Annotated in this window: 16 protein-coding genes, 1 pseudogene and 1 riboswitch; of the genes and pseudogenes, 7 read left to right on the top strand and 10 right to left on the bottom strand. The window is 46.4% G+C overall.

Annotation, left to right across the window (positions count from 1 at the left end):
* Positions 1 to 35 precede the first annotated feature (35 nt).
* From QTN94_RS08020 to fdhF, 4 genes are all read right to left on the bottom strand, one after another.
* Entirely contained in the window at positions 36 to 2,246 is a 2,211-nt protein-coding gene (locus QTN94_RS08020; protein ID WP_331427390.1) for an ATP-binding protein, read from the bottom strand.
* An 11-nt stretch (positions 2,247 to 2,257) separates the two neighbouring features.
* Positions 2,258 to 4,474 carry a GGDEF/EAL domain-containing response regulator gene (locus tag QTN94_RS08015; RefSeq protein WP_331427389.1) on the bottom strand — a complete coding sequence of 739 codons (2,217 nt, stop codon included), beginning with the start codon at positions 4,472 to 4,474 and terminating at the stop codon, positions 2,258 to 2,260.
* Between the two features lie 158 nt (positions 4,475 to 4,632).
* A complete protein-coding gene (ribB, locus tag QTN94_RS08010) occupies positions 4,633 to 5,289 on the bottom strand; it encodes a 3,4-dihydroxy-2-butanone-4-phosphate synthase (protein ID WP_331427388.1) in 657 nt (218 codons plus the stop codon).
* 108 nt (positions 5,290 to 5,397) lie between these two features.
* Positions 5,398 to 5,553, bottom strand: a riboswitch (FMN riboswitch).
* Positions 5,554 to 5,650: 97 nt separating this feature from the next.
* Complete coding sequence (gene fdhF, locus QTN94_RS08005; protein WP_331427387.1) at positions 5,651 to 9,859, bottom strand: formate dehydrogenase subunit alpha; 4,209 nt, start codon at positions 9,857 to 9,859, stop codon at positions 5,651 to 5,653.
* Positions 9,860 to 10,176: 317 nt separating this feature from the next.
* Here fdhF and napG point away from each other — a divergent pair, with 317 nt between their 5' ends.
* The 3 genes from napG to QTN94_RS07990 all read left to right on the top strand — a co-directional run bounded on the left by napG (position 10,177) and on the right by QTN94_RS07990 (position 13,714).
* A complete protein-coding gene (gene napG, locus QTN94_RS08000; protein ID WP_331427386.1) occupies positions 10,177 to 10,938 on the top strand; it encodes a ferredoxin-type protein NapG in 762 nt (253 codons plus the stop codon).
* Positions 10,938 to 11,792: a quinol dehydrogenase ferredoxin subunit NapH gene (gene napH / locus QTN94_RS07995; RefSeq protein WP_331417194.1), complete on the top strand. Its 855-nt coding sequence runs from the start codon at positions 10,938 to 10,940 to the stop codon at positions 11,790 to 11,792. The genes napG and napH overlap by 1 nt, the downstream gene beginning before the upstream one ends.
* A gap of 338 nt (positions 11,793 to 12,130) precedes the next feature.
* Positions 12,131 to 13,714, top strand: coding sequence for an ATP-binding cassette domain-containing protein (locus QTN94_RS07990; RefSeq protein WP_331427385.1), 1,584 nt, complete (start codon positions 12,131 to 12,133; stop codon positions 13,712 to 13,714).
* Here the strand turns inward: QTN94_RS07990 and QTN94_RS07985 are convergent.
* Positions 13,711 to 14,661: an endonuclease/exonuclease/phosphatase family protein gene (locus tag QTN94_RS07985; RefSeq protein ID WP_331427384.1), complete on the bottom strand. Its 951-nt coding sequence runs from the start codon at positions 14,659 to 14,661 to the stop codon at positions 13,711 to 13,713. The genes QTN94_RS07990 and QTN94_RS07985 overlap by 4 nt on opposite strands.
* A 4-nt stretch (positions 14,662 to 14,665) precedes the next feature.
* Positions 14,666 to 16,576: a tetratricopeptide repeat-containing diguanylate cyclase gene (locus QTN94_RS07980; protein WP_138970855.1), complete on the bottom strand. Its 1,911-nt coding sequence runs from the start codon at positions 16,574 to 16,576 to the stop codon at positions 14,666 to 14,668.
* Positions 16,577 to 16,867: 291 nt separating this feature from the next.
* Here QTN94_RS07980 and gloA2 point away from each other — a divergent pair, with 291 nt between their 5' ends.
* A complete protein-coding gene (gloA2, locus tag QTN94_RS07975; protein ID WP_138970856.1) occupies positions 16,868 to 17,281 on the top strand; it encodes an SMU1112c/YaeR family gloxylase I-like metalloprotein in 414 nt (137 codons plus the stop codon).
* Here gloA2 and QTN94_RS07970 read toward each other — a convergent pair.
* Together QTN94_RS07970 and QTN94_RS07965 are read right to left on the bottom strand one after the other, a co-directional pair.
* Positions 17,256 to 18,056 (bottom strand): Cof-type HAD-IIB family hydrolase, encoded by an 801-nt coding sequence (locus tag QTN94_RS07970; RefSeq protein ID WP_331417192.1) that lies wholly within the window; start codon positions 18,054 to 18,056, stop codon positions 17,256 to 17,258. The two genes, gloA2 and QTN94_RS07970, sit on opposite strands and share 26 nt — an antisense overlap.
* Before the next feature lie 127 nt (positions 18,057 to 18,183).
* The gene (locus QTN94_RS07965) at positions 18,184 to 19,935 is read right to left on the bottom strand and encodes an SgrR family transcriptional regulator (protein WP_331427383.1); all 1,752 of its coding nucleotides are present in this window, start codon (positions 19,933 to 19,935) and stop codon (positions 18,184 to 18,186) included.
* Between the two features lie 189 nt (positions 19,936 to 20,124).
* On the opposite strand from QTN94_RS07965, the gene QTN94_RS07960 reads away from it, so the two are divergent.
* Entirely contained in the window at positions 20,125 to 20,247 is a 123-nt protein-coding gene (locus QTN94_RS07960; RefSeq protein ID WP_331427382.1) for a hypothetical protein, read from the top strand.
* A gap of 184 nt (positions 20,248 to 20,431) precedes the next feature.
* On the top strand, positions 20,432 to 21,868 hold the full coding sequence (locus QTN94_RS07955; protein ID WP_331427381.1) for a coniferyl aldehyde dehydrogenase: 1,437 nt from the start codon (positions 20,432 to 20,434) through the stop codon (positions 21,866 to 21,868).
* A 185-nt stretch (positions 21,869 to 22,053) separates the two neighbouring features.
* Here the strand turns inward: QTN94_RS07955 and nagB are convergent, their stop codons facing one another.
* Positions 22,054 to 22,854 (bottom strand): glucosamine-6-phosphate deaminase, encoded by an 801-nt coding sequence (gene nagB / locus QTN94_RS07950; RefSeq protein ID WP_269375152.1) that lies wholly within the window; start codon positions 22,852 to 22,854, stop codon positions 22,054 to 22,056.
* 385 nt (positions 22,855 to 23,239) lie between these two features.
* On the opposite strand from nagB, the gene QTN94_RS07945 reads away from it, so the two are divergent.
* Positions 23,240 to 24,385, top strand: coding sequence for a tetratricopeptide repeat protein (locus tag QTN94_RS07945; protein WP_331427380.1), 1,146 nt, complete (start codon positions 23,240 to 23,242; stop codon positions 24,383 to 24,385).
* A 78-nt stretch (positions 24,386 to 24,463) separates the two neighbouring features.
* Here QTN94_RS07945 and QTN94_RS07940 read toward each other — a convergent pair.
* A pseudogene (locus QTN94_RS07940) lies at positions 24,464 to 24,604 on the bottom strand (IS1595 family transposase); the annotation flags it as partial.

The raw sequence follows: 24,604 nt of genomic DNA, 5'->3' as shown, positions 1-24,604 counted from the left end.
TCTTCATAAGTGTAAGGCACAATGGGTGATTGAACTTAGGACTCGAGAGTATCACTTTTTGGTGCATTGAGCGGTAGCGTCAGTGTAAAACAACTGCCTTTTCCCGGTTCACTGCTCACTTGAATATTGCCGTTAAGTAGTCCGGTCACAAGGTTGTAGACGATATTTAGCCCCAGACCTGACCCACCTTGACCCAAACGGGTAGTAAAGAAAGGGTCAAAGATTTTGCTTTGATGCTCAATCGCTATGCCATGGCCATTGTCGGTAACTGTGATAATGGCATTGTGACCTTCAGAATGGCAGCGAATGGTTATCATCCTATGCTCTTGATCTGAGAATGCATGAACCAAAGCGTTTGAGAGTAGGTTCATCAGAACCTGCGTCAGAGGACCGGGATAGCTGTCCATTTTAATTGATTCTTCACATTCGGTTTCGAGCTGTATTTGTTGACGTGAAAGGCTTGGCAGCATAGTAACTTTTAGTTCATGAGCGATCTCTTGCAAATCAAACACGCGTCTTTGATAACTCGATTGGTCAACTGCCACTTGCTTGAAACTGGAAATCAGTTCAGAAGCTCTGCGCAAGTTGCGCTCGATACTTTCGGATGACTCGGTACTTTTGCTGATATAGCTATCGAGTGCTGAACGTCTTAATCCCTGCTGAATGGATTCGACAAACTGTTGATTAAAATCTTTTAGGCTGCTGGCGACGATCATCGCATTGCCAATAGGAGTATTGAGTTCATGGGCGACACCAGCGACCAGAGAACCAAGCCCTGAGAGTTTTTCTGAACGGACTAACTCTTCTTGAGTCGCCTTCAAGGTTTCCAGCGTATGCTCCAGTTCTATGGTTCGTTCATTCACTCGACGTTCGAGATCTTGTGTTTGTTGCTCGATGGTTTCTAAGTAGCGGCGTCGATCCTGTTCCCTGTTTGCGGCGCGTTTAAACCAATTTTGCCAGCGAGAAGGTACATCTGGAATAACAGGGGTCTCTTGACTGGGCAAATCTTCAACGAATTGCGCTAAGCGCAGTGCTGGCTGACTAAAGTTCCAATGCTGGTAGAGTACGACGAACAACAAGAGCGCAGTAAAGGTTGAGGCGAGCATTAAGTTGGGTAACAGACTATCGAAGACATATTGGTTTATTTCGCTGTTGGTCAGTTCTAAAACAAGTCGCCAAGGAGTGTCGGGTAGTATGAAAGAGACCCAATAACCTTCGGAGACGTTTTGCAACTCGCCATGGATCACTCGATGGGCTTCGCCAATGGACATCAACGTCAGAATTCCGTGTTGAGACTGACTTTCTGTTTTGTCTGTCAAGGCTCCATCACTGTCGCCAATTACTAAGCCTTTGTCATCGACAATCACTAAACGACCGAGGTCGAGTGGTCGTTTAGTGAGAATTTTATCTAGGACGGAAAGAGTGATATCCGTACCGACAGCACCAATAAAGTCCTCTTTGTGATAAACAGGAGCCAGCAGTGAAACCATCATGCCTTTTCCCCCCGCATCCATATAGGGCGTTGTCCAAACTTTCTGCTTCGTCGGGTTTGATCTAGGGTTAATGAGTTTAAGTGGAAAGGTTCCTCCGGCCTGAAAGATGATATCCAGGGTGTCGTCCATATTGTTGGTTTCTGTCGCTGCCATAAGATCACGGTAGCTTAACCAAGGATATAGGTAAGTGAGTACTTCATTGGCATCGTAATAATAGCTCCACTGAAAATCACTGTATTGCTGATGGGTTGAAACGACTTCGCTGGTCATTGTGAGCAATGCACTGACGTCGAAGGTGTAATCTCTAGGATTTGAGCGAACATAAAGTTGCCCCAATTTAAGTCTCACGTCTGGGGGCAAGTTTTCCCACGGCGCGTTTTGAGGCGAGTCTTGAGTTATCTGCTTGAGGTACTCAAGAGCGCCATCTCGAGGGATAAGCTCGGGATACAAATAGGCGGTTTCCAGTGCTCCACGCATGCGGTCGATATGGTTAAGAGAAACAGAGAGTGTCTTGTTGAGAGACAACATTGACTCCATTCCTTTTTGCGTCTGTTGTGTGAGGAGCTGTGATTTGAGCTGGTTACTAAGATAAAACGTGTTGCCTAGAGTGAGCAGTACAATCAGAATCAGGCCACCGTAAATCATAGCGCGATAACGACGAATCAAGGCTGCGGATCGAGTGTGAACTCTGGCAATAGCATCGTCAGTTGATTGACCAGAGTTGGATGCTGGTGGGATGTCCGGATTATTCATTGCTGGCTCACTTATTGTTTGTCGTCCGGTTGAGAGACGAAGGTTATCAACTGTTCCATTTCCATCGCTTTGGCAAACAACCATCCTTGCCCTTCTTCACAGTGAAATGCTTTCAGTTTGTCGTGTTGAAAAGAGGTCTCAATCCCTTCCGCTGTGATCTGCAAACCTAACGTTTGACCGAGGTTGACGATCATCTTCGCGATGCTGCAATCTTCTTCCATCGCATCGACAAATGAACGATCTATTTTCAGACGCGTTGCAGGTAATTTATGCAGAATACTGAGTGAAGAGAAACCTGTGCCAAAATCGTCTATTGCGATCTTACAACCCAACTCACGCACTTGATTAAGCACGTCGCACAATGCAGATAGGTTTTTAGCAGCAATGGTTTCCGTGATTTCTAACTCAATTTGCTGCGGTGCAATGGCATGCTGTTTGAGACTGGATTCGAGTAGATGGACGAACTCTGGCTCATCAAGTTGGGCTGGAGATATGTTGATCGCCATGGTTATCTGAGTGCCGACACTATTGAGCAGTTGGTTAAACTGTTGACAGGCTCGTTCGATAACAAACGCGCCAATATTCACCATCATCCCAGACTGTTCTGCGAGGGGAATAAACTGATCCGGTGGAACAAGATCACCATGTTTATTGCGCCAGCGAAGCAAGGCCTCGATGCCAGTTAACTCGAGTGTGTTGAGGTTGTACTTTGGCTGATACATCAGAAAAAGGGCATTCTCTTCCAGTGCCTGTTTAAGTTCGATAAGAAGTTGCATCCTGTCGCGAGCATTTTGCCCCATGTTCTGTGAAAAGGTCATGGCAGCACCGCGATGATGCATTTTGGCCTGTTTCAGCGCGACTTGGGCATCTTTGTAACGTTCGGAGAGTTCTTCGCCTTGGCAGAGTTCAACCAGCCCGATGCTTGCCATGACCTTGAAAGGTTGGTCATCAACCGTGAAGTTACATTGGAAAACGTTGCTGATGGTCAAGTCGGTGACCTCTTTTTGCGAACCAATGATGGCGAATACATCACTGCCAACTCTTGATAGAAAACAGTTTGGAAAAGCGTGGCTAAGTCGTTCGGAAACTGCGATGAGTAGATCATCTCCTAGTTTGTGACCGAAACTGTCGTTGAAAACGGAAAAGTCATCAATGTCAATCAGAGCCATGACTTGTGAATGCTCCGATTGAGAGGAGGAAAGTTGATACTGCAATAGGCTGTTTAGGTTGGGTATGTTGAGCAGAGGATCGGTGAATGCTTGCTGCTCAAGACGGTTATAAAGCAAGACATTGTCAAAACCAACCGACAGATTCGCGCACAACACTTCGAGAAGATGCTGATCCACACTTTCTAAAGGGCGATTCACATCCACATAAGCGGCCAATTTTCTGCCATGTTCTGTGGAAAAATAGAGAGTTAGCCCATCTTCAAGTTGATTTTCACGTTTTTCAAGGCAAGTTAGGATTCGGTCGCGGATGTTGTGTGAGTCCAGTTGCTCTATTGGAGACTGAACATACGGTTGGTAGCGGCCAGCTGCTGCGATGATCTGCGCGGAAGATGAAGCGCAATCCGATAGACTTTCCTGAACGCAAATTAAGCCATCGGGTTCTATCTGAATGATAGCACTGATCTGTTTTACTGCCCCTTCTGCAAACATACGCATGCCATGATAGTGGGCGAGTTCAGTGCTCGCTTTGACCACCTTCTCTAAGCCTTGGCGCATGGTATGTTGATTACAAATCTGTTGATAGGCTCTGATGGCGCTGGTCAGAATGGTAAAGAGGCGGATTCGAGTCAGTTCAGGCTTGGTGCGATAGTCGTTGATGTCATAACGCTGAATGGTCTCCATTTCAGGAGCATAGCCTGGCTGACCTGTACGAAGAATGATCCTTAACGCGCTTAAATGCAGTTTTTCTCTAATGGTTTCGACCAACTCAAGCCCTGCGAGGTCGGTTTCCATGACGACATCAAGCAGTATCACACCGATATCCGTTTCATGACTCAGTACCTGTTCTGCTTCCGCAGCGGAATAGGCGTGAAGGAACTCGATTGGGCGGTTTTCGATGATGATGTCTTTTAGAGATAACGTCGTCGCATGATGGAGATCAGGATCATCGTCAACGATCAGTACTCGCCAAGTTAGTTTCGGAGACGTTGTGTCAAGCGTAGCTGGCTCATCTTCAATAATGACCAGCAAATCATCGTTTGAGTTTTGTTCCTCGTCCATTCGACCCTCTATCCTTTGAGATATCACTAAGATAAAAGTTTAGTCCTAGAAGTATAGAGATGCGAAATTTGACTGATTTTAGAAAAGATAGCGGCTGAGGGTTTTGGCGATAAGACTTTTGTAAGCCAAGCCCAAACGATGGGCTTGGCAATCAGATTTTATGCAAGCTTTAGGTCGAACTGTTGGCGGTACATCACCATATCTTCGATGGTCAGAACAGGCATATCATGCTGTTTACCAAAGGCAACGATCTCGGCTGTTTTGGCCATTGTTCCATCAGGATTGGTGACTTCGCAAAGCACACCAGCAGGCTGGAGCCCTGCCATTTGCATCAAGTCAATAGTACCTTCTGTGTGTCCACGACGGACCAAAACGCCACCTTTGCGTGCACGCAGAGGGAACACATGGCCTGGACGTGCCAAATCCGATGGTTTTGCCAGAGGGTTTGCAGCCGTTTTAATCGTCGTTACGCGATCTTGAGCAGAAACGCCAGTGGTGACACCGACTTTTGCTTCGATTGAAACCGTGAAGGCGGTTTGGTTGGCACTGTTGTTATTGCTGACCATTGGGGTTAGCTCTAAGCGATCCGCTTGCTCTTCTGGCAGGCAAAGACAGACAATCCCGCTACACTCGCGAATCATCAATGCCATTTGTGCAGTGGTAAGAGATTCGACGGAATAGATAATATCGCCTTCATTTTCACGGTCTTCATCGTCAAGCAGCAGTACACCTCGGCCTTGTTTGAGGGCAATGAGTGCTTGTTCAACGCGTGTGATTGGGTCGCCGAATTCGGCTAGTAGTGATGACTGATTCATGGTTAACTCCTAAATATCACCAGAATCAGGGCATGCATGAGTACTGCGACATTAAAAGTCACAGCCAAAAAGAAATGCACCACAGCAGCAAGGGCTAGCGTGGTGTGTTTTCATTCTCTCTCATCCGGACTATAACCGTCGGCTCTGGGTTTTCACCAGATCTGCTGACCTCGACTTATCGAGCGCTCGCGGGCTCACCCCAATGTCAAAATTGGCTAGGGGAATACCGCCGGTGGGGAATTTCGCCCCGCCCTGAGAATAAATTAAACGTTTGCTAATATAGCGAATCAATACAGTAGCTCAAGGGGCAAGAATAATAAAGCCAACGAGGATTCGTTGGCTTTATTCTCTTTATCAACCTTTAAACGGCGGCTTCAAAAGGCAGGGGTTCCACTTTCACTGCTGCGACTTTGAATTCTGGTATCTTGGCATGGGGGTCGGTTGCTGTGGTCGTAAGCCTATTGACTGGCGACTCAACAAAATGGAAAGGAATAAAGATAACGCCTTTTTGGATACGTTTTGTCACGAATGCATCTATCTCAATCTCTCCTCGACGGGTCGAGACTTTAAGTCGCTGACCGTTAGAAACACCTAATGCTTCTGCATCCTGAACACTGATCATGGCACGTGGCCCCGCGAGATTATCTAACCCTTTGGTTTTACGCGTCATGGTACCGGTATGGAACTGTTCTAGAACACGTCCCGTGGTAAGTACCAATGGAAACTCCTCGTCAGGCAATTCTGCCGCATAGCGGAATGGTACGCCCACCATCTGACCTTTGCCGCGAGTGAACTGTGTCTGATGCATAATGCGAGTACCATTCGGATTGTTTTTGTTGCTCGGCCATTGAACGCCTTCAGGGGTAATCGCATCCCAGCGCAGTCCGGCATATTGAGGGGTAACACGTGCAATCTCGGCGGTAATATCAGAGACGTGTTGATAGTGCCAGTCACTTCCCATCGCGTTAGCAATTTGTTGGATGATCCACCAATCCTCTTTGGCTTCTCCTGGTGCTTTGACGGCAGCATTGATACGCTGTACGCGACGTTCAGTGTTGGTAAAGTGGCCTGATTTTTCCGCAAATGAGCATGAAGGTAGAACCACATCCGCGTAGTGAGCGGTTTCTGTTAAGAAGATGTCTTGAACAACCAAGAAATCCAGCGCCTCCAAACCTTCGATAACATGCGCTTGATTTGGGTCACTAAGGACGGGGTTTTCCCCCATGATATAGAGACCTCGAACCGTACGCTGGCATGCACCATCAATGATTTCAGTGAGAGTTAACCCCGGTTCTGACGGTAAGTAATTGGCATTCCATTCAATAGCGAACTTCTGGCGAATCATTGGGTTGTAGACTTTCTGATACCCTGGGTAGCTGTTGGGCAGCGCGCCCATGTCACAGGCTCCTTGTACGTTAGACTGACCACGGAGTGGGTTAATACCGCCGCCTTCAATACCGATGTTGCCGCACAGTAGCTGCAAGTTGGCGATAGAGCGAACGTTGTCATGGCCTGTGGTGTGTTGTGTAATCCCCATCGAGTAGTAAACAGCGGTTCGTTTGGCTGTTCCTATCATTCTCGCCATAGCAAAAATGTCTTCACCGCTGACGCCTGTCACTAGCTCAACTTTATCCAGAGCATAAGCAGGTGACATCACTTCTTGAAGCAAGGTATCAAAGCCATCAACACGCTCTTCTATATACTCTTGGTCGTACCAACCATTTTTGATGATTTGCTGCATGATGCCGTTAAGCAGCATGACATCTGTCCCTGGGCGATGCGCGAGATAGAGCTGAGCATGATCGGCCATATCGATACGTTTGGGATCGGCAACGATCAGACGAGCACCGTGGTGGCGGATAGCTTGCTTGATATGGGAAGCGATAATCGGGTGAGCAGAGGTGGTGTCTGAACCGATAATAAAAATAACATCCGAGTGTTTGATACTTGGAATGTCGTTGGTCATCGCGCCACTACCGAGCGAGGCTTCTAGTCCGGTGACACTCGACGCATGGCAGAGACGAGCACAGTGATCAACGTTGTTTGTCCCTAGTTCGCGACGAATAAATTTCTGGAAGGCATAGTTGTCTTCGTTGGTGGTTTTGGCTGATGAGAATCCTGCCAGTGCATTGCCACCAAAATCTTGCTTGAGAGCGGTAAATTTACTGGCAATCAGAGTAATAGCTTCATCCCAGCTTGCGGGTTGTAACCATCCGTCTTTACGGATAAGCGGCGTCGTTAAGCGAGCTTGATCACCGATGAAATCGAAACCAAAACGTCCTTTGACACAGAGCATGCCTTGGTTCACTGGAGAATTGGCACCGGTTATGCGGCGAATTCGGTTGGCTTTCTCGTCAACATGCATGGTTAACTTGCACCCCACACCACAGTAGGTACAAATGGTGTCGACATGTTTGAGCGACTCTTCGCGACCCTGTGAGCGATCTCGACTGTCAACCATAGCGCCCGTCGGACAGGCCTGAATACAAGCACCACATTGAACGCAGTTCGAGTCCCCCATCAAGATTCGACCATGGCGGCTGGAACCGAAGTGCGGTCTGTCATCTGGTCTCAGTGCGGGACGACCATTTTGGTCGTGAACAAAGTTGAGAATGCCATGCACCGCTTGTTCACTGCATGCCTGAATACATTGACCACAACTGATACATCGGTTGGCATCAAACTCGATAAACTCTGAACTACGATCAACTGTAAACTTATGTCGTGTGTCTTTGTGACGGAGATTGAGCCAATCTTGGTGTGTTTTTACTTCAACTGGAAACGAAAAGTTCTGTTGCGCACCATATTCGGTTGAGTAATCCCGCAAATCACAACTGGTATTGGCTTGGCAGCCGCACTCTAGGCAACGAGCCGCCTCTTTCATTGCTTCATCATTGTCAAAACCGAGTTCGACCTCATCAAAGCTTTGCTCACGTTGAGCGGGTGTCAGCTCGGGCATAATGCTGCGCGCGACTTTCTGCAAGTTTTCAAAGTGGAGAGGATCGACCTGAGCGAGCTTTTCTTCTTTGCGTGAGTTAAAGGCAGGTTTTGGCATGTCAGCCATATCACCATTGAGAAATAGGTCGATGGCTTTGGCTGCTATTCGACCGTCACCAACCGCTTCAACCGCGGTTGCAGGCCCACGCCGAAAATCACCTATGCTAAAGATATTGCCCGTGCCAGTGTGCATGGTTTGGTCGTCAGACTGAGAAGTATTCCAGCGCGTTAGTGGGATTGAAAGTGAATCGTCGTCGAGGAAACTTAAGTCTGGTTTTTGCGATACAGCGGCGATTACGGTGTCAAATTCTTGGGTGAAAAACTCTCCTGTCGCCTCTGGTCTCCGGCGGCCAGACGAATCGGGCGCGCCTAATGCCATACGTTCCAACTGGACTTTTTCTACTCGTCCATCTGAGCCTGCAATATTTTGAGCTGGATTCGTTAAGAACAGAAATTGTACGCCTTCGTGTTCAGCCTCTTCGATTTCATACTCTTCAGCGGGCATCTCTTCACGAGTTCGGCGGTAGATAATCGTGGTTTCAGCCCCCGTTCTGCGAGCGGTTCGCGCACAGTCAATCGCAGTGTTACCCCCACCGATGACCGCGACCTTATTCCCGGTAGTGTAGTGTTGTTCTGTGACATAATCTTTCAGGTAGTCGACGCCGAGATAACAGCCTGCTAAGTCACTGCCCGGATAGTTCATCTCAACCGCCAATGACGCACCAACAGCCAAACAGACTGCATCATACTCGTCGCTTAGCTGAGATAAGGTAAAATCGACGCCGAGTTTTTTACGGGTTTGAATCTGCATGCCGTTGCGGCACATGAGTTCGATCTCTTTATCTAAGATCGCTTTTGGCAATCGGTATTCTGGGATCCCGTAGCGCAACCATCCGCCCGCCTTTGGCATCGACTCAAACACCGTCACATCATAGCCTTCATTGGAGAGATAGTAGCCAGCAGTCAAACCGCCAGGGCCACTGCCCACCACAGCAATAGAGAGTCCTTTGGCTAGTTTTTTCTCCGGTACATAGGATTCTTGCGCAGCAAGGTCTGCATCTGCGGCATGTCGTTTTAGTTGGCGGATTGCAATCGAGTCGTCGACCAAAGAGCGGCGACATTCACTTTCACAGAAAGCAGGACACACACGGCCAATAGAGAGTGGCATTGGCAGGGTGCGTTTGATGACCTCAATCGCTTTTTGATGGTCGTTCTGGGCAATGAAGTAGAGATAAGATTGAATATCGACACCAGCAGGACAAGCGGTTTTGCATGGCGCTTCGCAGTCAGCGTAGTGGTCTTGCATTATGGTGTTAAGCGCTTTACGCCGGTGAGCACTGAGCTGATCTGATTGGGTTTTTACGTTGAGACCGCGATAAACTTTGAGTTCGCACGCCCGTTGAGTGCCGCCACTTTCCACTTCGACGACACACAGGTCGCAAGGCACCTTGGCCTTGGATTTGTTTAATCCACATAATGAAGGTATGTCGACGCCACACACTTTTGCTGCTTCCAGAAGAGTAGAACCCTCTTCCACAATCCGGAACTTTCCGTCAATTACGATTTCTATCATAAGACCCTCACAGCGTAATTTTTAAAGCCTTACATTTTATAAGGATAACACCTAGCAAGGAAACAACGTGTGACAAAAAACGCATTGTGTGGCGTTTTTTTGAACAAAAGTCATCATTGTGCTTCCGTGCTAATTGATCAATATGCGCTGTCGCTCTCCTCAGTTAGTTGATTCTTATCAATAGATGTTTGATACACCCCTTTAGGGTTATATATAACCCTACGAACTGTGTTGAAAATGCAGCTATTATCTTCAGGATTGCTATGGTTACGAAGAGTGTTGAGCCTAGCTAAACCGCTGGTGTGAGGAAGTGAATCATGAGTGGGTTTAAATCAAAAACATCAGAGAGCCGACGTCGGTTTTTGCGTGATGCTGTTCGGACAGCAGCCGGTGTTGGGGCTGCGGCAAGTGTATTGGGGTTGCAGTCAATGCAAAGTCAGGCAAGAGATGGCACAGGTGTTCCGATTCGTCCGCCAGGTGCTTTGCCAAAGGGTGAGTTTGAAAAAGCGTGTGTTCGCTGTGGATTGTGTGTTCAGGCTTGCCCTTATGAGACATTGAAACTGGCCACTCTGTTATCTCCTGTAGAGTCAGGAACACCCTATTTTACCGCTCGTAGCATTCCATGTGAGATGTGTGAAGACATTCCTTGTGTGCCGGTTTGTCCGACGGGTGCCCTCGATCCTAATTTGACCAACATCGATGATGCAAGAATGGGTACCGCGGTAATCATTGACCACGAAAGTTGCCTCAACTGGCAAGGTTTACGTTGTGATGTCTGCTATCGAGTTTGCCCGCTTGTTGATGAGGCGATAACGCTTGAACACGTGCGCAATGAACGAACCGGTTATCATGCCAAGTTGATTCCAACCGTTCATTCAGACAAATGTACAGGCTGCGGAAAATGCGAAGAAGCTTGCGTCACTGAGATTGCTGCAATCAAGATCATTCCCACTGAACTGGCAAAAGGCAAGATGGGAGCTCACTACCAATTGGGATGGGAAGAGATCAACAAAACACTTGAAAACAGTGCGCCCGAGGTGCCAAACGAAGCCCTCGAAACCTTGGGGGGTAAGTTGTAATGGCTAAGAACCTAGCAAAGAACGCCGGTAAAGAAGCTGTACGAAAACTTGGCTGGTGGCAAGCTCACCGCTTTTTAATTCTGCGTCGATGTTGCCAACTGCTTATTGTGGCTCTGTTTATGGCGGGGTCTACTCTAGGAGTGCTCAAAGGAAACCTGTCATCCAGCATTTTATTTGACGTGGTGCCAATGAGTGATCCACTCATCATGATGCAGACGATAGCTGCCGGTCATTTACCTGAGGCAACCGCCTTAATCGGCGTTTTGGTTGTGGTCGCTTTTTATGCGGCTTTGAGTCCACGTGCATTTTGTGGCTGGGTCTGCCCTTTGAACATAGTGACCGACTTCGCCGCTTTTTTGCGCCGTAAGCTGAATCTTAAATCCAGCTTTCGCTGGTCATCGACCATTCGTTACTGGTTGATCCCAGTATTACTTATTGGCAGTGCACTTTCGGGCAGCGTACTTTGGGCCTGGATTGACCCTGTCGCCGCTTTGCATCGTGGTCTGGTGTTCGGTTTTGGTGCGGGTTGGGTCTTGATTGGCTTGGTTTTCGTACTCGATCTTCTGTTAGTTGAACATGGTTGGTGTGGTCATCTTTGCCCGCTTGGTGCAACTTATGGCTCGATTGGCCGAAAAAGCTTATTGCGTGTCGTGGCGGTCAAGCGAGAACAGTGTACCAAGTGTATGGATTGTTATTACGTTTGCCCTGAACCAGATGTATTACGTCAGCCATTAAAAGAAGGGGATCGCCGAGTGATGGATCAAAACTGTATCAGTTGTGGCCGTTGCATCGATGTTTGCGCGGAGAAGGTCTTTGAGTTTAAAAATCGCATTTCTATCAAGCAACTCGATTGAAAGTAACGGCGACCCAGTTAACGGTGCTCGCCCAATGCACAGCGGCCTAGCCTTAGTCTGCTGTGCAACTGTGCACGCTTGTGGTTGCTCAGTGAGCAAAAAGTGTTCTATAATCGCGCCATCATTTCTTTAGGAGATTACGCCAATATGAATAACTAACACCTGTTATCCACTGTTTACATTATTTTCGGATTTCACAGGGTTAGTCGGCGTAGCTCGTCACTGCTTATTCTCAAGCATACTTCTCTAAACACAATTGAATATAAGGTTCCTTAGCATATCGGGATCGATCTATCCAAACTTTGCTACGCCTAATCCTGTTGCTCAGGAGGCAAAGTATGCCAGTAATACAAGCAAATAAAATCAGTTACCAGTTTGACAACGGTGATCGTCTTTTTAGTGACATTTCATGTTCATTGTCCGATAAAAGGGTTGGTCTGGTCGGTCGAAATGGGGTGGGTAAGTCACTCCTAGCGGGTATGTTGACCAAAAAACATCGGCCAACATCAGGGAGTGTTGTGATTAATGCGACACACGATACTTATAGTCAACAGCCGTCGCAATGGCTTATGAACTCAACAACCGTAGCAGACTATTTAGGGGTCACAGATAAAATCATAGCCTTACAACATATTGAAAAGGGCGATTGTGATGACAAGTGGTTTGAAATGCTCGCTGATGACTGGACGATTAAGCAGAGACTAAGTCAGCAACTGGCGGAGTTGGGGTTGCCACGCGAGGTGAATTTTCCTTGTAGTAAGCTCAGTGGTGGACAGTTGGCACGACTCCAATTGTGGCGACTGTTTAATAGCGAGGTTGATCTTTTGGTGCTGGATGAGCCGTCGAACCATCTTGATGGAGAAGCCAAGGCTTGGCTGATTGAGAAAATGGCACAATTTTCGGGGCATATTTTGCTCATTAGTCATGACAGACAATTATTGCGCCAGATGGATCAAATTTGGGAACTGAGCCAGTTGGGGTTGGTTCAGTATGGTGGCAATTATGATGTCTATTCTGAGCAGAAACAACGAGAGCGTAACGCGCTTGAACGTCAGATTGAAGCGGTACGAGGAGAGCAGAAAAAGCTCGAAGTTCAGGCTCAGAGAAACCATGAAAAAGCCCAGCAAAGAGAGGCGCAAGGCAATAAATTACGTAAGTCGGGCAGTCAGTCAAAACTGATATTGGACGGTATGAAAGACAGCGCGACGGCATCACTGTCCAATCGGTTAAAAAATGACAACAACCGGAGGACGATGCTGGCACAGAAACATCATGCTCTGAGCGGTCGTTATGAGCAAATAACGCCGCAAAAGATCTATCTTGAACAAGGCGAAGCTAGCCGAGCAAAGCGACTCAATATTGTCAGTGGCATACTGCCTTTCGGCAGCCGAGAGACGATCAATCTGATCCTTGAAGGGAATAGTCGACTGCATCTTTGTGGTGGCAATGGCAGTGGCAAATCGACCTTGCTGAAGGTCCTGCGGGGCGATATTTGTCTAGAGTCGGGGGAGTTAAAGATCAATCATCCGGTCTGTTATTTGGATCAGCATTTTGGTTTGATCAACGAATCACACTCGATATTGGACAACCTAATGGAGTATTGCTCTGGGATAATTGAAAGTGATGCACGAACCTTACTGGCAGGTATTGGTTTCCGTCGTGACACTGTCTATCGACAGGCCAGTTTGCTCAGTGGTGGTGAAAAGATGAAATTGGCCATGTTGATCGCCAGTCACCAGCCTCTATCGCCAATACTGTTACTTGATGAACCAGATAACCATCTCGATTTAGACTCAAAACAGTTGCTGGCTGAGGCGTTACGAAGCTATCAGGGCGCTTTCATTCTGGTTAGTCACGATGATGATTTTGTTAATGAGAGCGGTGTTACGCAGCGATATACGCTCGTAGGAGAGGGGGGCTAAAGGATAAACCTGACCGTTGTGGCGACAAAGGCGTGATCGCTGGCCTGCTTATCAAGCTCGAAGTGTGGGTTGGTTAGATGCTTGTCTAGGACCAAATAGTCCGTTACGTCTGCAAGAGAGTAGGGACTGTGAGGTTGAAACTCCTGTGACAAAAGAATGTAGTCGAGTACATTGCCGTTGGCAAAGTGGTAGTGCGTGGCTTTTCGTTCTGCATTGGGACGGGTTAAGTTGAACAGTTGCCAGCTATCTTCAAGTGTCAGAGCGCTGTCTGGTTGCTCAACTTGCTCTGTGAGCAGCCCAGTAATATCACTGGATATGGCTTGATTAAAGTCACCTAACAACACCGTTGGTCGAGGGCTGTGCTGATACTCGCGTTGCATAAACAGGCGAAGCATCAGCGCTTCCCAACCTCGCTGCTGACTGGAAAGCCAGCGACCGACTAAGGGCAGATCTCGTTCAGGAGAGCGGCTTTCCGTCGCACGCTGCGATTTTAGATGGCAGACGTAGACTGCGATGTCTCCAATCTCCGGCACGTGGATAATGGTTTGAACCGGCTGACGGCTAAAACTCGGAATCTGGGTCTGATAATCCAATGCAATTTCGCTGATAGGACTGACTGGATTAACCTGAGTGATGGGGTATTTTGACGCAATAGCGACAACGGGTTTGGAATAGATATAGTCTTGTTCCACTGTAGGGGTTTCCACCGTCGCAAAATAGGAGTAGCCGAGCTGTTCCATCATCTGTTGCGCCGCAGCGATACTAAATATTTCTTGTAGCCCGACTATGTCAGCATTGAGTTGAGTTAACTGATGCTGCGTCCAGCGTTTTTTCTCACGCCACGCTTGGTGCTCATAGATGTTTTCAAAATCATAAAATGCGTTCGGGGGCTCAACAAAGTTGAACAAGTTGGCGGTGGCGAAGGTGATTTTTTTGTCTGCAAACAATGCGTTATCCAACCGATGTATATTCAGGGTCGATGGAGTATTGGTTGCGTCCACCATTTTTAGCGCGATAGAGCGCCGAGTCAGCTTTGGCGAAGATCGATTCCCAGTCAGACTGGATGTTTTCTGCATCGCTAATAGACGCGCCCAAAGAGATTGTCACTTTAAACGTGTGTTGCTGGTACAGAAACTCGTGTTGTTCGATGGTTGTTCTCAGGCGCTCTAAAGTATCATTGACCATATTGGTACTCTCTAGTGGCATGATGAGGATAAACTCTTCTCCTCCCCAGCGAACCAGTAAGTCGTCTTTTCTGAGTTTAGCCTGTAACACGCGCACCGTTTCGCGCAATACCGAGTCCCCAACCTCATGACCGAATTGATCATTGAAGTTTTTGAAATGGTCGATATCGATAATGCTGACGAGATATTGAGTTTTGCTTTTCAGTGCTGACTGTTGTTCAAGCCACTCATCAAGAAAACGTCGGTTGAAAGCGCCAGTGAGAGAGTCGGTGGTATTCTGGCTCTTTAGCACTGCGTTTGCTTTTCTGAGACGAAGGATGCCACGTAGAGAAAAGTAAGCCAAAATGCCAAACAGAGTAAGGTAAAGGATCTCTCGCGCACGTTGCTCTTTTAACGTGATGTCTTGCAATTCATTCTGTGCTTCTAACAGTTCCACTTCACGGCTATTGAGTTGGCGTTCTAGCGCACTTTTTTCACTCAATATCTCTTCGCTGTAGGTCTCACGATAGAAAATTTGTCGCACCAAGGATTCGCGCTTCATATAATTGAGCGCTTGTTGGTAGTCCCCCTGAGCTTCGTATGCTTGAACGAGCTTACCTAGAATGTCCATCTCCCACACGACTTCATCGCTTTCTGAGTCACTCAGTATATCCAGTACCTTTTGTGCATAGTGGATGGCTTGAGAGTAGTTCTTCTCGGCCAAAAATGCAGTCGCAAACGCTTCATAGCAGTTAGCTAACATGTGGTCAGTGTTGCCGGATTCTTGAGATACATCGACACAACGCTGCGCCATGTCTAAGGCTTCGGTCGTCTGACCAACCTTTGCATACTGCATGGAAATATCAGCAAGAGTAGATAGTTTTATGCGACTTGAGCCCGTCTGATCGGCGTCGGTAAGCGCCATTTCCATATAGGTTGTCGCTTTGGAATGTTCACCGAGCGCGAAGTAAGTCGTGCTCGAATTGGCGTAAAGAATCGCTTCAAACAAACTGTTGTCGTAATGGTTGATTTTGTAGAGATCGAGTGCCCGTTTAAGGTAGTTATGCGCTTTGTGCCACTGGCCCGCCATCATATAGACGGTAGCGATATTGTTAAGCGTCATCGTTGTCTGGAAATTGTCACCAATTTCTGTGATCAACTCGAACGCCATTTTGTAGTACTTTAAGCTCGCTTTTACATCCGATTGCTGCACATTAACGTTGCCCAGCCAGCGATAAGTTCGCGCAAGTAGGCGTTTATAGCCGATATCTGCCGCTACAGGGACAATTTCATGAAGCAGCGATTCACCCTCAATAAGTAAATCGGAGTCAATCAGTTTGATGGCTGTGATTAGCTTGGCTTCTGCGCTAATCCATTCAATCTTTGATTCGATACCAAGCGCTAACATATCCGGACCATTAGGCACGGCGATGCCTTCGTATCTACTTAGATTATGCAGGCCAAAGTAGTACAACGCTTGGGCCTGAGGCGAAGCGTTATCAGGCAAGGAAATATCTTTGAGATCAACGAGCCCCGGCTGACACAAGGAGGAATAGTAAAATGTCAGCATCGAACGCTCCTTAACGGAGATATTCGAATGGAGAAAATCATGCTCTGACTCTATGTTACAAGCCGCTTGTGCGTGAGCAACACTGCCGATAGCGAATAGAATGGTTAAAAGAGACCAAAGATGCTTCATTAAAACTTATACAGCTCACTAAAAAGACAATTAGACTTAAAGTTTACCATTTTATCAATATCCTGCACTTTATTGCGGTAAATAAAAGTTACCTGTTGACCTGCTTGACGAACAATCGGCAAAGGGTTAACGCGCACGCGATTTCAGTGCGTTCTGAAACGGCTCTTGTGAGATTGCAATAGCACTAGAAAAGTGCACTATGTAAGTCGCTTACGGTGACTGCTGGCAATTCAATCCAGATGGTTCACTCGTGACTGACTGAAGGTTTAGATACAAATAAGGATGCCTACATTGCAATTAAAAGGTATACACCATGTCGCCATCATCTGCTCTGATTACCAAAGATCTAAACAGTTTTATGTCGATGTACTCAAATTGGCCGTGATTGCGGAAAACTATCGCGCAGAACGAAACTCTTATAAGCTTGATCTTGCTTTGCCAGACGGTAGTCAAATTGAGTTATTTTCATTTCCAAATCCACCGTCAAGGCCTTCGAGACCAGAAGCTCAGGGACTCAGACATTTGGCGTTTCGGGTTGAGTCGGTAGAGGGTTACGTCGATTACCTAGCGGCACAGGGTGTTGAATGTGAACCGATCCGGATAGATGAATTTACTGGTAAATCGTTTACCTTCTTCAACGATCCGGATGGCTTACCACTGGAGCTTTACCAAGACTCGCTTAGTCAAGCAGCTCACGTTGTATAACCGTTAATACACCAGCCTCACGGTTAGATGGTGCAGCAAAGCGGGCAATTTGCTTGATTCTAGGATGCGCGTTGTCCATTGCGTAAGAATGGTAGCTGGCTTCTAGCATCTCTAGGTCATTGAGGTAATCACCAAAACTCATGGTTTGCTGGTGAGTAAAGCCTAGGGTTTGCTGTAAGTGTTCAATCGCAGCCCCTTTCGATGCTTGTGCATTCATCACATCCAGCCAGATTTTTGCACTGACAACGACTTGGTGGCTGTTGCCGAATGCTTGGTCGAAGGTTGGAAATACCAACTCTTCCGTTCCGTCGAAATGACAAATTGCCACTTTGATAAAGTCGTCATCAACAAGCAGCAGATCGGGAACATACTGGCAGCGGTGATAGTATTTTGCGAACTCTTCTAGTGCGCGGGGATCGTTGGTTTCAATATAGGCCGATTGCTTCCCACACAGCACGATGTGCGCTCCTGAAATAGCTCGAGCTTGCTTAATGATGGCGGCTATAGATGGTTTGTCTATCTCACAGCTGTAAAGCTCCTGACCTTGATGCATGACCAAAGTGCCGTTTTCAGCGATGAACATCATACGATCTTTGATTGGAGCGAAGGTTTCTATCAGGCTGTAATACTGACGGCCTGATGCTGCGGCAAAGATGATCTCTTTATCTTCAAGCTGTTGGTATATATCGTAAAATTTTGGGTTTAGTTGGCTATTTTCATCAAGGAGTGTGCCATCCATATCGGCGGCAACAAATCTAATGTTTGGCTTTTGCATAATTAAGGTTTGTAGTGTGTGCTCTTAGGCAAGACAGAACCGTTAACTTACATCAGTTTGTCTACTAGACAAGTGATTTTAGTCAATCGGCAGAGATTCTTTTGTGTTGTGATCCGGCGTTTTCAGATTAGTCTGCGGACCAAACATTTTTTATATCTGGCCAGCCCCAGTTTGTTAGCGCCACATCTTTCAAAACCCCCTGAAAACGTAATGTTTGGCGATGGTGGAAGAGCGGTGATAGCCAGTATTGGTTGATGAGGGCTGATGCGATAGGTTCGAGTGCGTTTAGGTACTCATCTAACGCCGTTTGACAACGAAGTTCGTTCAGGCTTTCGACTAACCAACGTTTTGATTGTTCTCCAATGCAACGCTGAATAATGGGGTTATGGTACAAGCTGTTAAAGGCTGACGCATGTCGGTTGTCGTCAAGGTTAATGTTGGTCACTATGATGGATTCAGAAAGTTGACCTGACGTAGAAAGTGCCGTTAGTTGGCGGTAACTATAGGTGTTAATAGTGACCTCAATCCCTTTCAGTTTGAGTAAGTGTTGAATGGCCAAGGCACAATTTTTCAATGAGCTGTAATCATAGATAGCGATGGTGAGCTTATCTGGTAAAGCCACTTCAGCCGTCGCTGGGCGAGTGATTTTGTGCCACATAGGCAGTAAGTTATGTGCGATTTCGCAGCCGAATAAACGCTCGCTTTGCTTGAGATAGTCGTGCACTTTATCTGGCGTTAGATAGCTAGAAAGGAAGCGACGCTGGCTATCGTTAAGCACTGTATCAGCACATTGGTTGAAGAGAATAAACATGCATCCGTCTTCTGTACGGCTCTGTTTTACATCCCTTTCTACGGTTTGGCTCACTGCATGGGATACGTAGTAGTTACAATGCTGATCAGATTGCGCTCCGGGCTGATTGGTTTGTATCTGTTTATTGGACAGTTCGCTCTCATCCAGATGCCATATCGTGACATTATCTGTAAGTGCACGGCATGCGTAGTAGCGCTCGAATGCTTGTAAACTTAGACGAGTATCAGAGTGTTCGATCACTTCAAAAGGGCCGGAACCGATAATCATTTTATTGGTAGCGTTATTGACCTGTTCGCTCGGTTGGATAGAGTATTTTACACCGGAAACTAAACCACCGAATCCCTGATCTGGAGTGGTCAGCTTAAACACGATTTTGTTGTTTCCAGCACAGGACACACTCTCTAAATGGCTCAACTCGCTACGGTAGTCTTCAAGTTGTCTGAGTTTATTAAACAGCTCAACGACGGTTTTTCCATCAATCGGCGTTCCGTTGTGGAAAGTGAGGCTAGGTCTGAGATAAAAAGACCATTCCAGTGTCTGCTCGTTGTATTGCCAGTGATGAGCCAGTTGCGGTTCTAGTACCCCGTCAGCGGTACTCGCGACTAAACAACAGTATATTTGTCGCAATAAGTAACGTTCACTTGAGCGTTGTAACTGATGAGGAACCAATCGTTCAAATGGACGTTTATAGGTGAGCTGGATATGTAACTGCCCTTGACGAAACGATGCTCCAGAGGTGCTTTGTAGCAGTCGACCGAAGGCGGTTTGATCGTCATCTAGTATTGCCAGAGCCTTCTCATATTTTCCTGCCAATATTCTTTTTATCGCCAACTGATTTTTGAGTTCGTCTACTGAGAGATTAAGAATCAATGTCGAACGTTGATTTCGACCAACTTTAGGTGCCCAAGTTAACCAAGTTAGCTGCTGCATATTATTCAGGAGATTTCGTGCATGCCTAGGACTGGTGTATAGAGCCTCTGCTATCGCAGGCAAAGCGGTTTTGATTTCGACGCCGACGCCAAGGGGCGTCAGGCGCTGGTAGTAGCGAAGTAGGTTCAGATCGGACACAAGTGGCTCTCAAACAAGATAACAAGCAATTTGTATGGTTATTTTGTTCCCTATTTAGTCTGTAATCCACAGATATTTGATTTTATTTGCTGTTCTTGAGTATTAATAGGAAAAAATAAACTAAATATAAGCTCTTTTTGTTTTCCCTATTAAGCAGCAAACTTAATGGGTCAACCGAGAGGGATATCTATGAACCATGAATCAGAGGCTGGACCTCTATTGGCGTTTTATCAGCAGCGATTGAACCGTTGCTCAAGGACGATAGAGAGACTTGCGCTGTTATCGCTACTCGCTCTAATGAGTGGTAGTTAGTTAAGTTTAAGCAGCATTACGATGAACATGCTCCTGACCCCCACGAAGAGTTCCGTGATGCTGCTTGTTTTCTCACCAATGACTCAATGTTGATAAGGCAAAAAAGTGCTTCAGTACGGGACATTATGGTCAAAACTGACTAATATTAAGCCAGAAATCATGATAATACCTGTTGGCTACTAATATGGAAAAAGTCGTAGACCTTAATCGTTGGCATAAGGAACATGTCAAAACGGAGCAGGAACTGCAGCACCTGTTTGCGGAAGTTCAAGCGCATTACTCTACCAACCCTTATCCAGAACTTGAGCAAAGGCTGGACATTCTAAAGAGTATCAAGTCAGAGTTACTCAACAACAAGCGAGCTCTGGTTGATGCCTTACATCAAGATTATGGCTATCGCAGTGATTTTGATTCGTTAATTTGTGACCTGTTACCTGCAGTTGGACACATTAACTATACGATTCGGTATCTTAAAAAATGGCTTAAACCAAGTAAACGTCATTCAGGCTTGCTGCTAATGCCTTCAAAAGTGCGTGTCGAATACCAGCCTCTTGGTGTTGTTGGTGTAATAGTGCCGTGGAATTTTCCTATCGTGCTAAGTATTGCACCAATTATCACTGCTTTGGCGGCAGGTAACCGAGTGTTAGTTAAGCTAAGTGAACACACGCCGCATACCAATCAAGTATTAAGTGAGATTTTTGCTCAGTTTGGTGAATACGTTCGACCAGTAGAAGGTGGCGCTGATATTGCTCAGTATTTTTCGTCTCTGCCGTTTGATTACCTTATTTTTACTGGCTCAACCAAGGTCGGTAAATTGGTTGCAGCTTCAGCCGCTCGTAATTTGACACCGGTGACATTAGAACTGGGAGGAAAATCTCCCGCAATAATTGCCGATGATGCAGATATGAGTAAAGCGGTCGATGCTGTCATTTTAGGCAAATCGATTAACGCTGGGCAAATCTGTGTCGCTCCAGACTATGTAATGGTGCCTCAAGGGAAAGAACTCTCGTTTATCGAGTGCTATCTGGAGAGATATTCTCAGCTCTATGTCCGCAAAGGTCGATTGGATTCGGCAACACAAATCATCAATGAGACGCAATGGTTACGTTTACAAAGCTATGTTCAAGATGCAAAAAATTTAGGGGCATCCGTACACTCGATTGATGGTGTTGAGTTAGAGAAGCATCAGATGTTGCCTCAATTGGTCACCGGTGTGACACCAGAGATGCTGGTGATGCAGGAGGAAATTTTTGGTCCCATACTGCCTGTGATCGGTTATCGCCATTTAAGCGAAGTCTTTGCCTTTATCAATGCAAAACCTCGCCCCCTCGCTCTCTATCTGATGTCTAACGATAAGGTGCTTCAACAGCAAGTTATCGAGCAGACACATAGCGGTGGAGTGGCAATTAACGATACGCTACTTCATGTTGCGGCTGATGATGCCCCCTTTGGTGGCATTGGTGAGTCAGGTATTGGCCAATATCATGGGGAGGAAGGCTTCAGGACTTTCTCCAAGGCGAAAACCGTACTCTCTACGCCAACATGGTTACCGCGTAATGTGATCATATTGAAGTATCGAGGACTGGCTGTAAAAGTGTTGTCACGGCTTTTTCTCCGCTAAACAACCCCAGAAGCAAAACGGGCAATTCGATAGACTTGTGTGATGAAACCTTTGACCCAAATGAGCATTGGACCGCAAGTGCCGATCTAGGTGCGAAAGGTGAGTTTCCCGAGAGCTAATCAACACTAATAAAAAATCCGAGCTATGCTCGGATTTTTTGTGTTAGTCACAGCATGAAAAATGCGTTAGAAACCTTTAATGTTTTCAGCTTCTAGTTCAGTGAAGTATTTCACTGTTTTCACTTTTAGTTCTTGAGTTGCTGGCTCGTCACAAACAATCACCGATTTAGGGTGTAGCTGTAGAGCAGATACTGTCCATAGGTGGTTAACACAACCTTCAACTGCTGCTTCAAGTGCTAGTGCTTTGTTGTGGCCAGTAACAAGAATCATGATCTCTTCTGAATCTAGCAGTGTACCTACGCCGATAGTAAGTGCGTACTTAGGTACTTGGTTGATATCGCCATCAAAGAAGCGCGAGTTTGCAATACGGGTATCTTCAGTTAGCGTTTTTATACGTGTGCGTGAAGAGAGAGAAGATGCAGGTTCGTTAAAGGCAATGTGACCATCGTTACCCACGCCACCCATGAATAGGTTGATACGGCCGTAAGACTTGATCTTGTCTTCGTAGCGCTTGCACTCTGCTTCGTTATCCGCAGCGTTGCCATCAAGCAGGTTGATGTTTTCGTCTTGGATATCGATGTGGTTAAAGAAGTTGTTGTACATGAAAGAGCGGTAAGACTCTGGGTGATCGGCAGGGATACCAATGTACTCATCCATATTAAATGTAACAACGTGCTTAAAGCTTACTTCACCAGCGTTGTAAAGTTCGATAAGTGCTTTATATGTCGCAAGAGGAGTGCCACCAGTTGGTAGGCCTAATACGAATGGACGCTCAGCTGTTGGTTTGAAATCGTTGATGCGTTTCACGATGTGTGCTGCTGCCCACTTACCGACTTGTGCTGCTTTGTTTAACGGGATAAGTCTCATTTTGTGCCCCTAATATTGGAATTTATGATGCCCTGAAACATTAATTCGCATTATAAAATAAGTTTCTACCTTCTGCTATTGTTTTTGGTCAATTTTTCTCGAATTGGTCAGTTTAGGTGTAGAGATCTTAGCTTGTATTCGTTTGCTTAGTATAAAAAAACACCAAAAAAGAGGTTCAACGAATGAAAATTTCAAGGCTAAAACTAAGGTAGTATCAACTGGGTTAATAGCGACACGTATCACGTTGTGATGCAAATGAAATGCTTTACGCCAAGGTAACTTATGCGAGTATTTAGTTATTCAGGTATGATGGTAAAGTTCAAATAATTGAGCTCACTGCCGATACAGTGTTTATTAGAAATATAAAGACAACAAAGAAGACTAAATGAATATTATAGGGATCGCGATTGGTGCGACCGGGCTTTTGTTGCTAGGCATGTTTATGTGGATGCTCGCCTTGTCCATCCGCAAGAAACGCTTAGAACAAGAGCGTAGAGAACGGGAAGTTGCTCATCGTAAAGCGATGGATAAGCATCGAAAGCAGGAACACGAAGAGCGAATAATGAGGGCTGAGGGAGGACATATCCCTACGATTCTTTATTTGGCGAAAGAGGCTGAGCGGACTCGGACGAAAGAAGCGATCTACTGGTACACCAAAGCCGCGAAACTGGACAGCGTAACAGGCATGTACGGCGTTGTGCGCATAAGCAATAAAATGAAGCAAGACGTGATTCTTCGTGAGCAGTCTAAATTTTGGCAAATTTGTATCGCCGCGAGTGAAGGTAGCTTAGAGCATAAATATGAAATGGCTCAGTCGCTGTTTTATGGGCGAGGTACCGAAGAGAATCGACCAAAAGCGGTAGACATATTGGAATCCGCTGCACAGCAAAACCATATTGGTTCCATGCTGTTTCTCGGTGATTGGTGCCTTGCTGAAAGTAACCCACAAAAGAGTCGATCTCGTTCAACGGGCTACTATCGTCGAGCGGCTGAATTGAAAAGCAATGAAGGCCGTATGAAGTTGGGAATGAACTACATACGAGGTTACGGTGTTGCAAGTAACTTCAATTTAGGCGTTTATTGGTTGGAACGCGCGGCAGAAAAAGGTCACTTGGAAGCCATGTATAAGGCTGGCGAGACATGGATGGATCAACGTCCCAATGGAAATGCGATTGCCTATATTTGGCTGTTTCTTGCGGGTCAATTAGGCCACGACTCGGCGCGTGTACTGCGTGATCAAGTGGCACTTAATATTGGTGTGGATACTGTCGTCGGGCTGCAGAGCCTTGCCAAGCCGATGATTAAGAAGATTCGTGATAACAAAGTGAACAAGCACTCTGTCATCAAGGCTCTTAACAAACTGTATAAGCGTTCGATTCCTATCAGTGAACAAGGTTCACCACCCGTTACAGCCACATTTGATGCAGAGAGTGTCGAGCAAGTTGACGAAACGAACCTCACCGAACAACCAGATGCAGAACCACCACAAGAGCGGTTGGATTACTCACAGTCACCAATGGATAAGCAATAAAAATGGCCTCTTTATGAGGCCATTTTTTGTATCGCGAAGAGGCGCTTAGTTATTTAAGTGCTTCTTTTTGTTTCCTGATTACCACCGACTCTCAGCTAGCTTGAGAAGCTTTTCTGGCATAGGTGGTGCGCATACCGATGCCCTTAAAAGTGCAAGGGTCATGTCCTCAAGGTTAAAGCGATGATTGAATCTAAAGCAGAATTCTCCAAGATATCTCGG

Origin of the sequence: Vibrio sp. M250220 (genome assembly GCF_036533795.1) — a bacterium.
GTDB lineage: Bacteria > Pseudomonadota > Gammaproteobacteria > Enterobacterales > Vibrionaceae > Vibrio.
The sequence above is the reverse complement of the archived record's forward strand: the minus strand, read 5'-3'. Positions and strand labels throughout refer to the sequence as shown.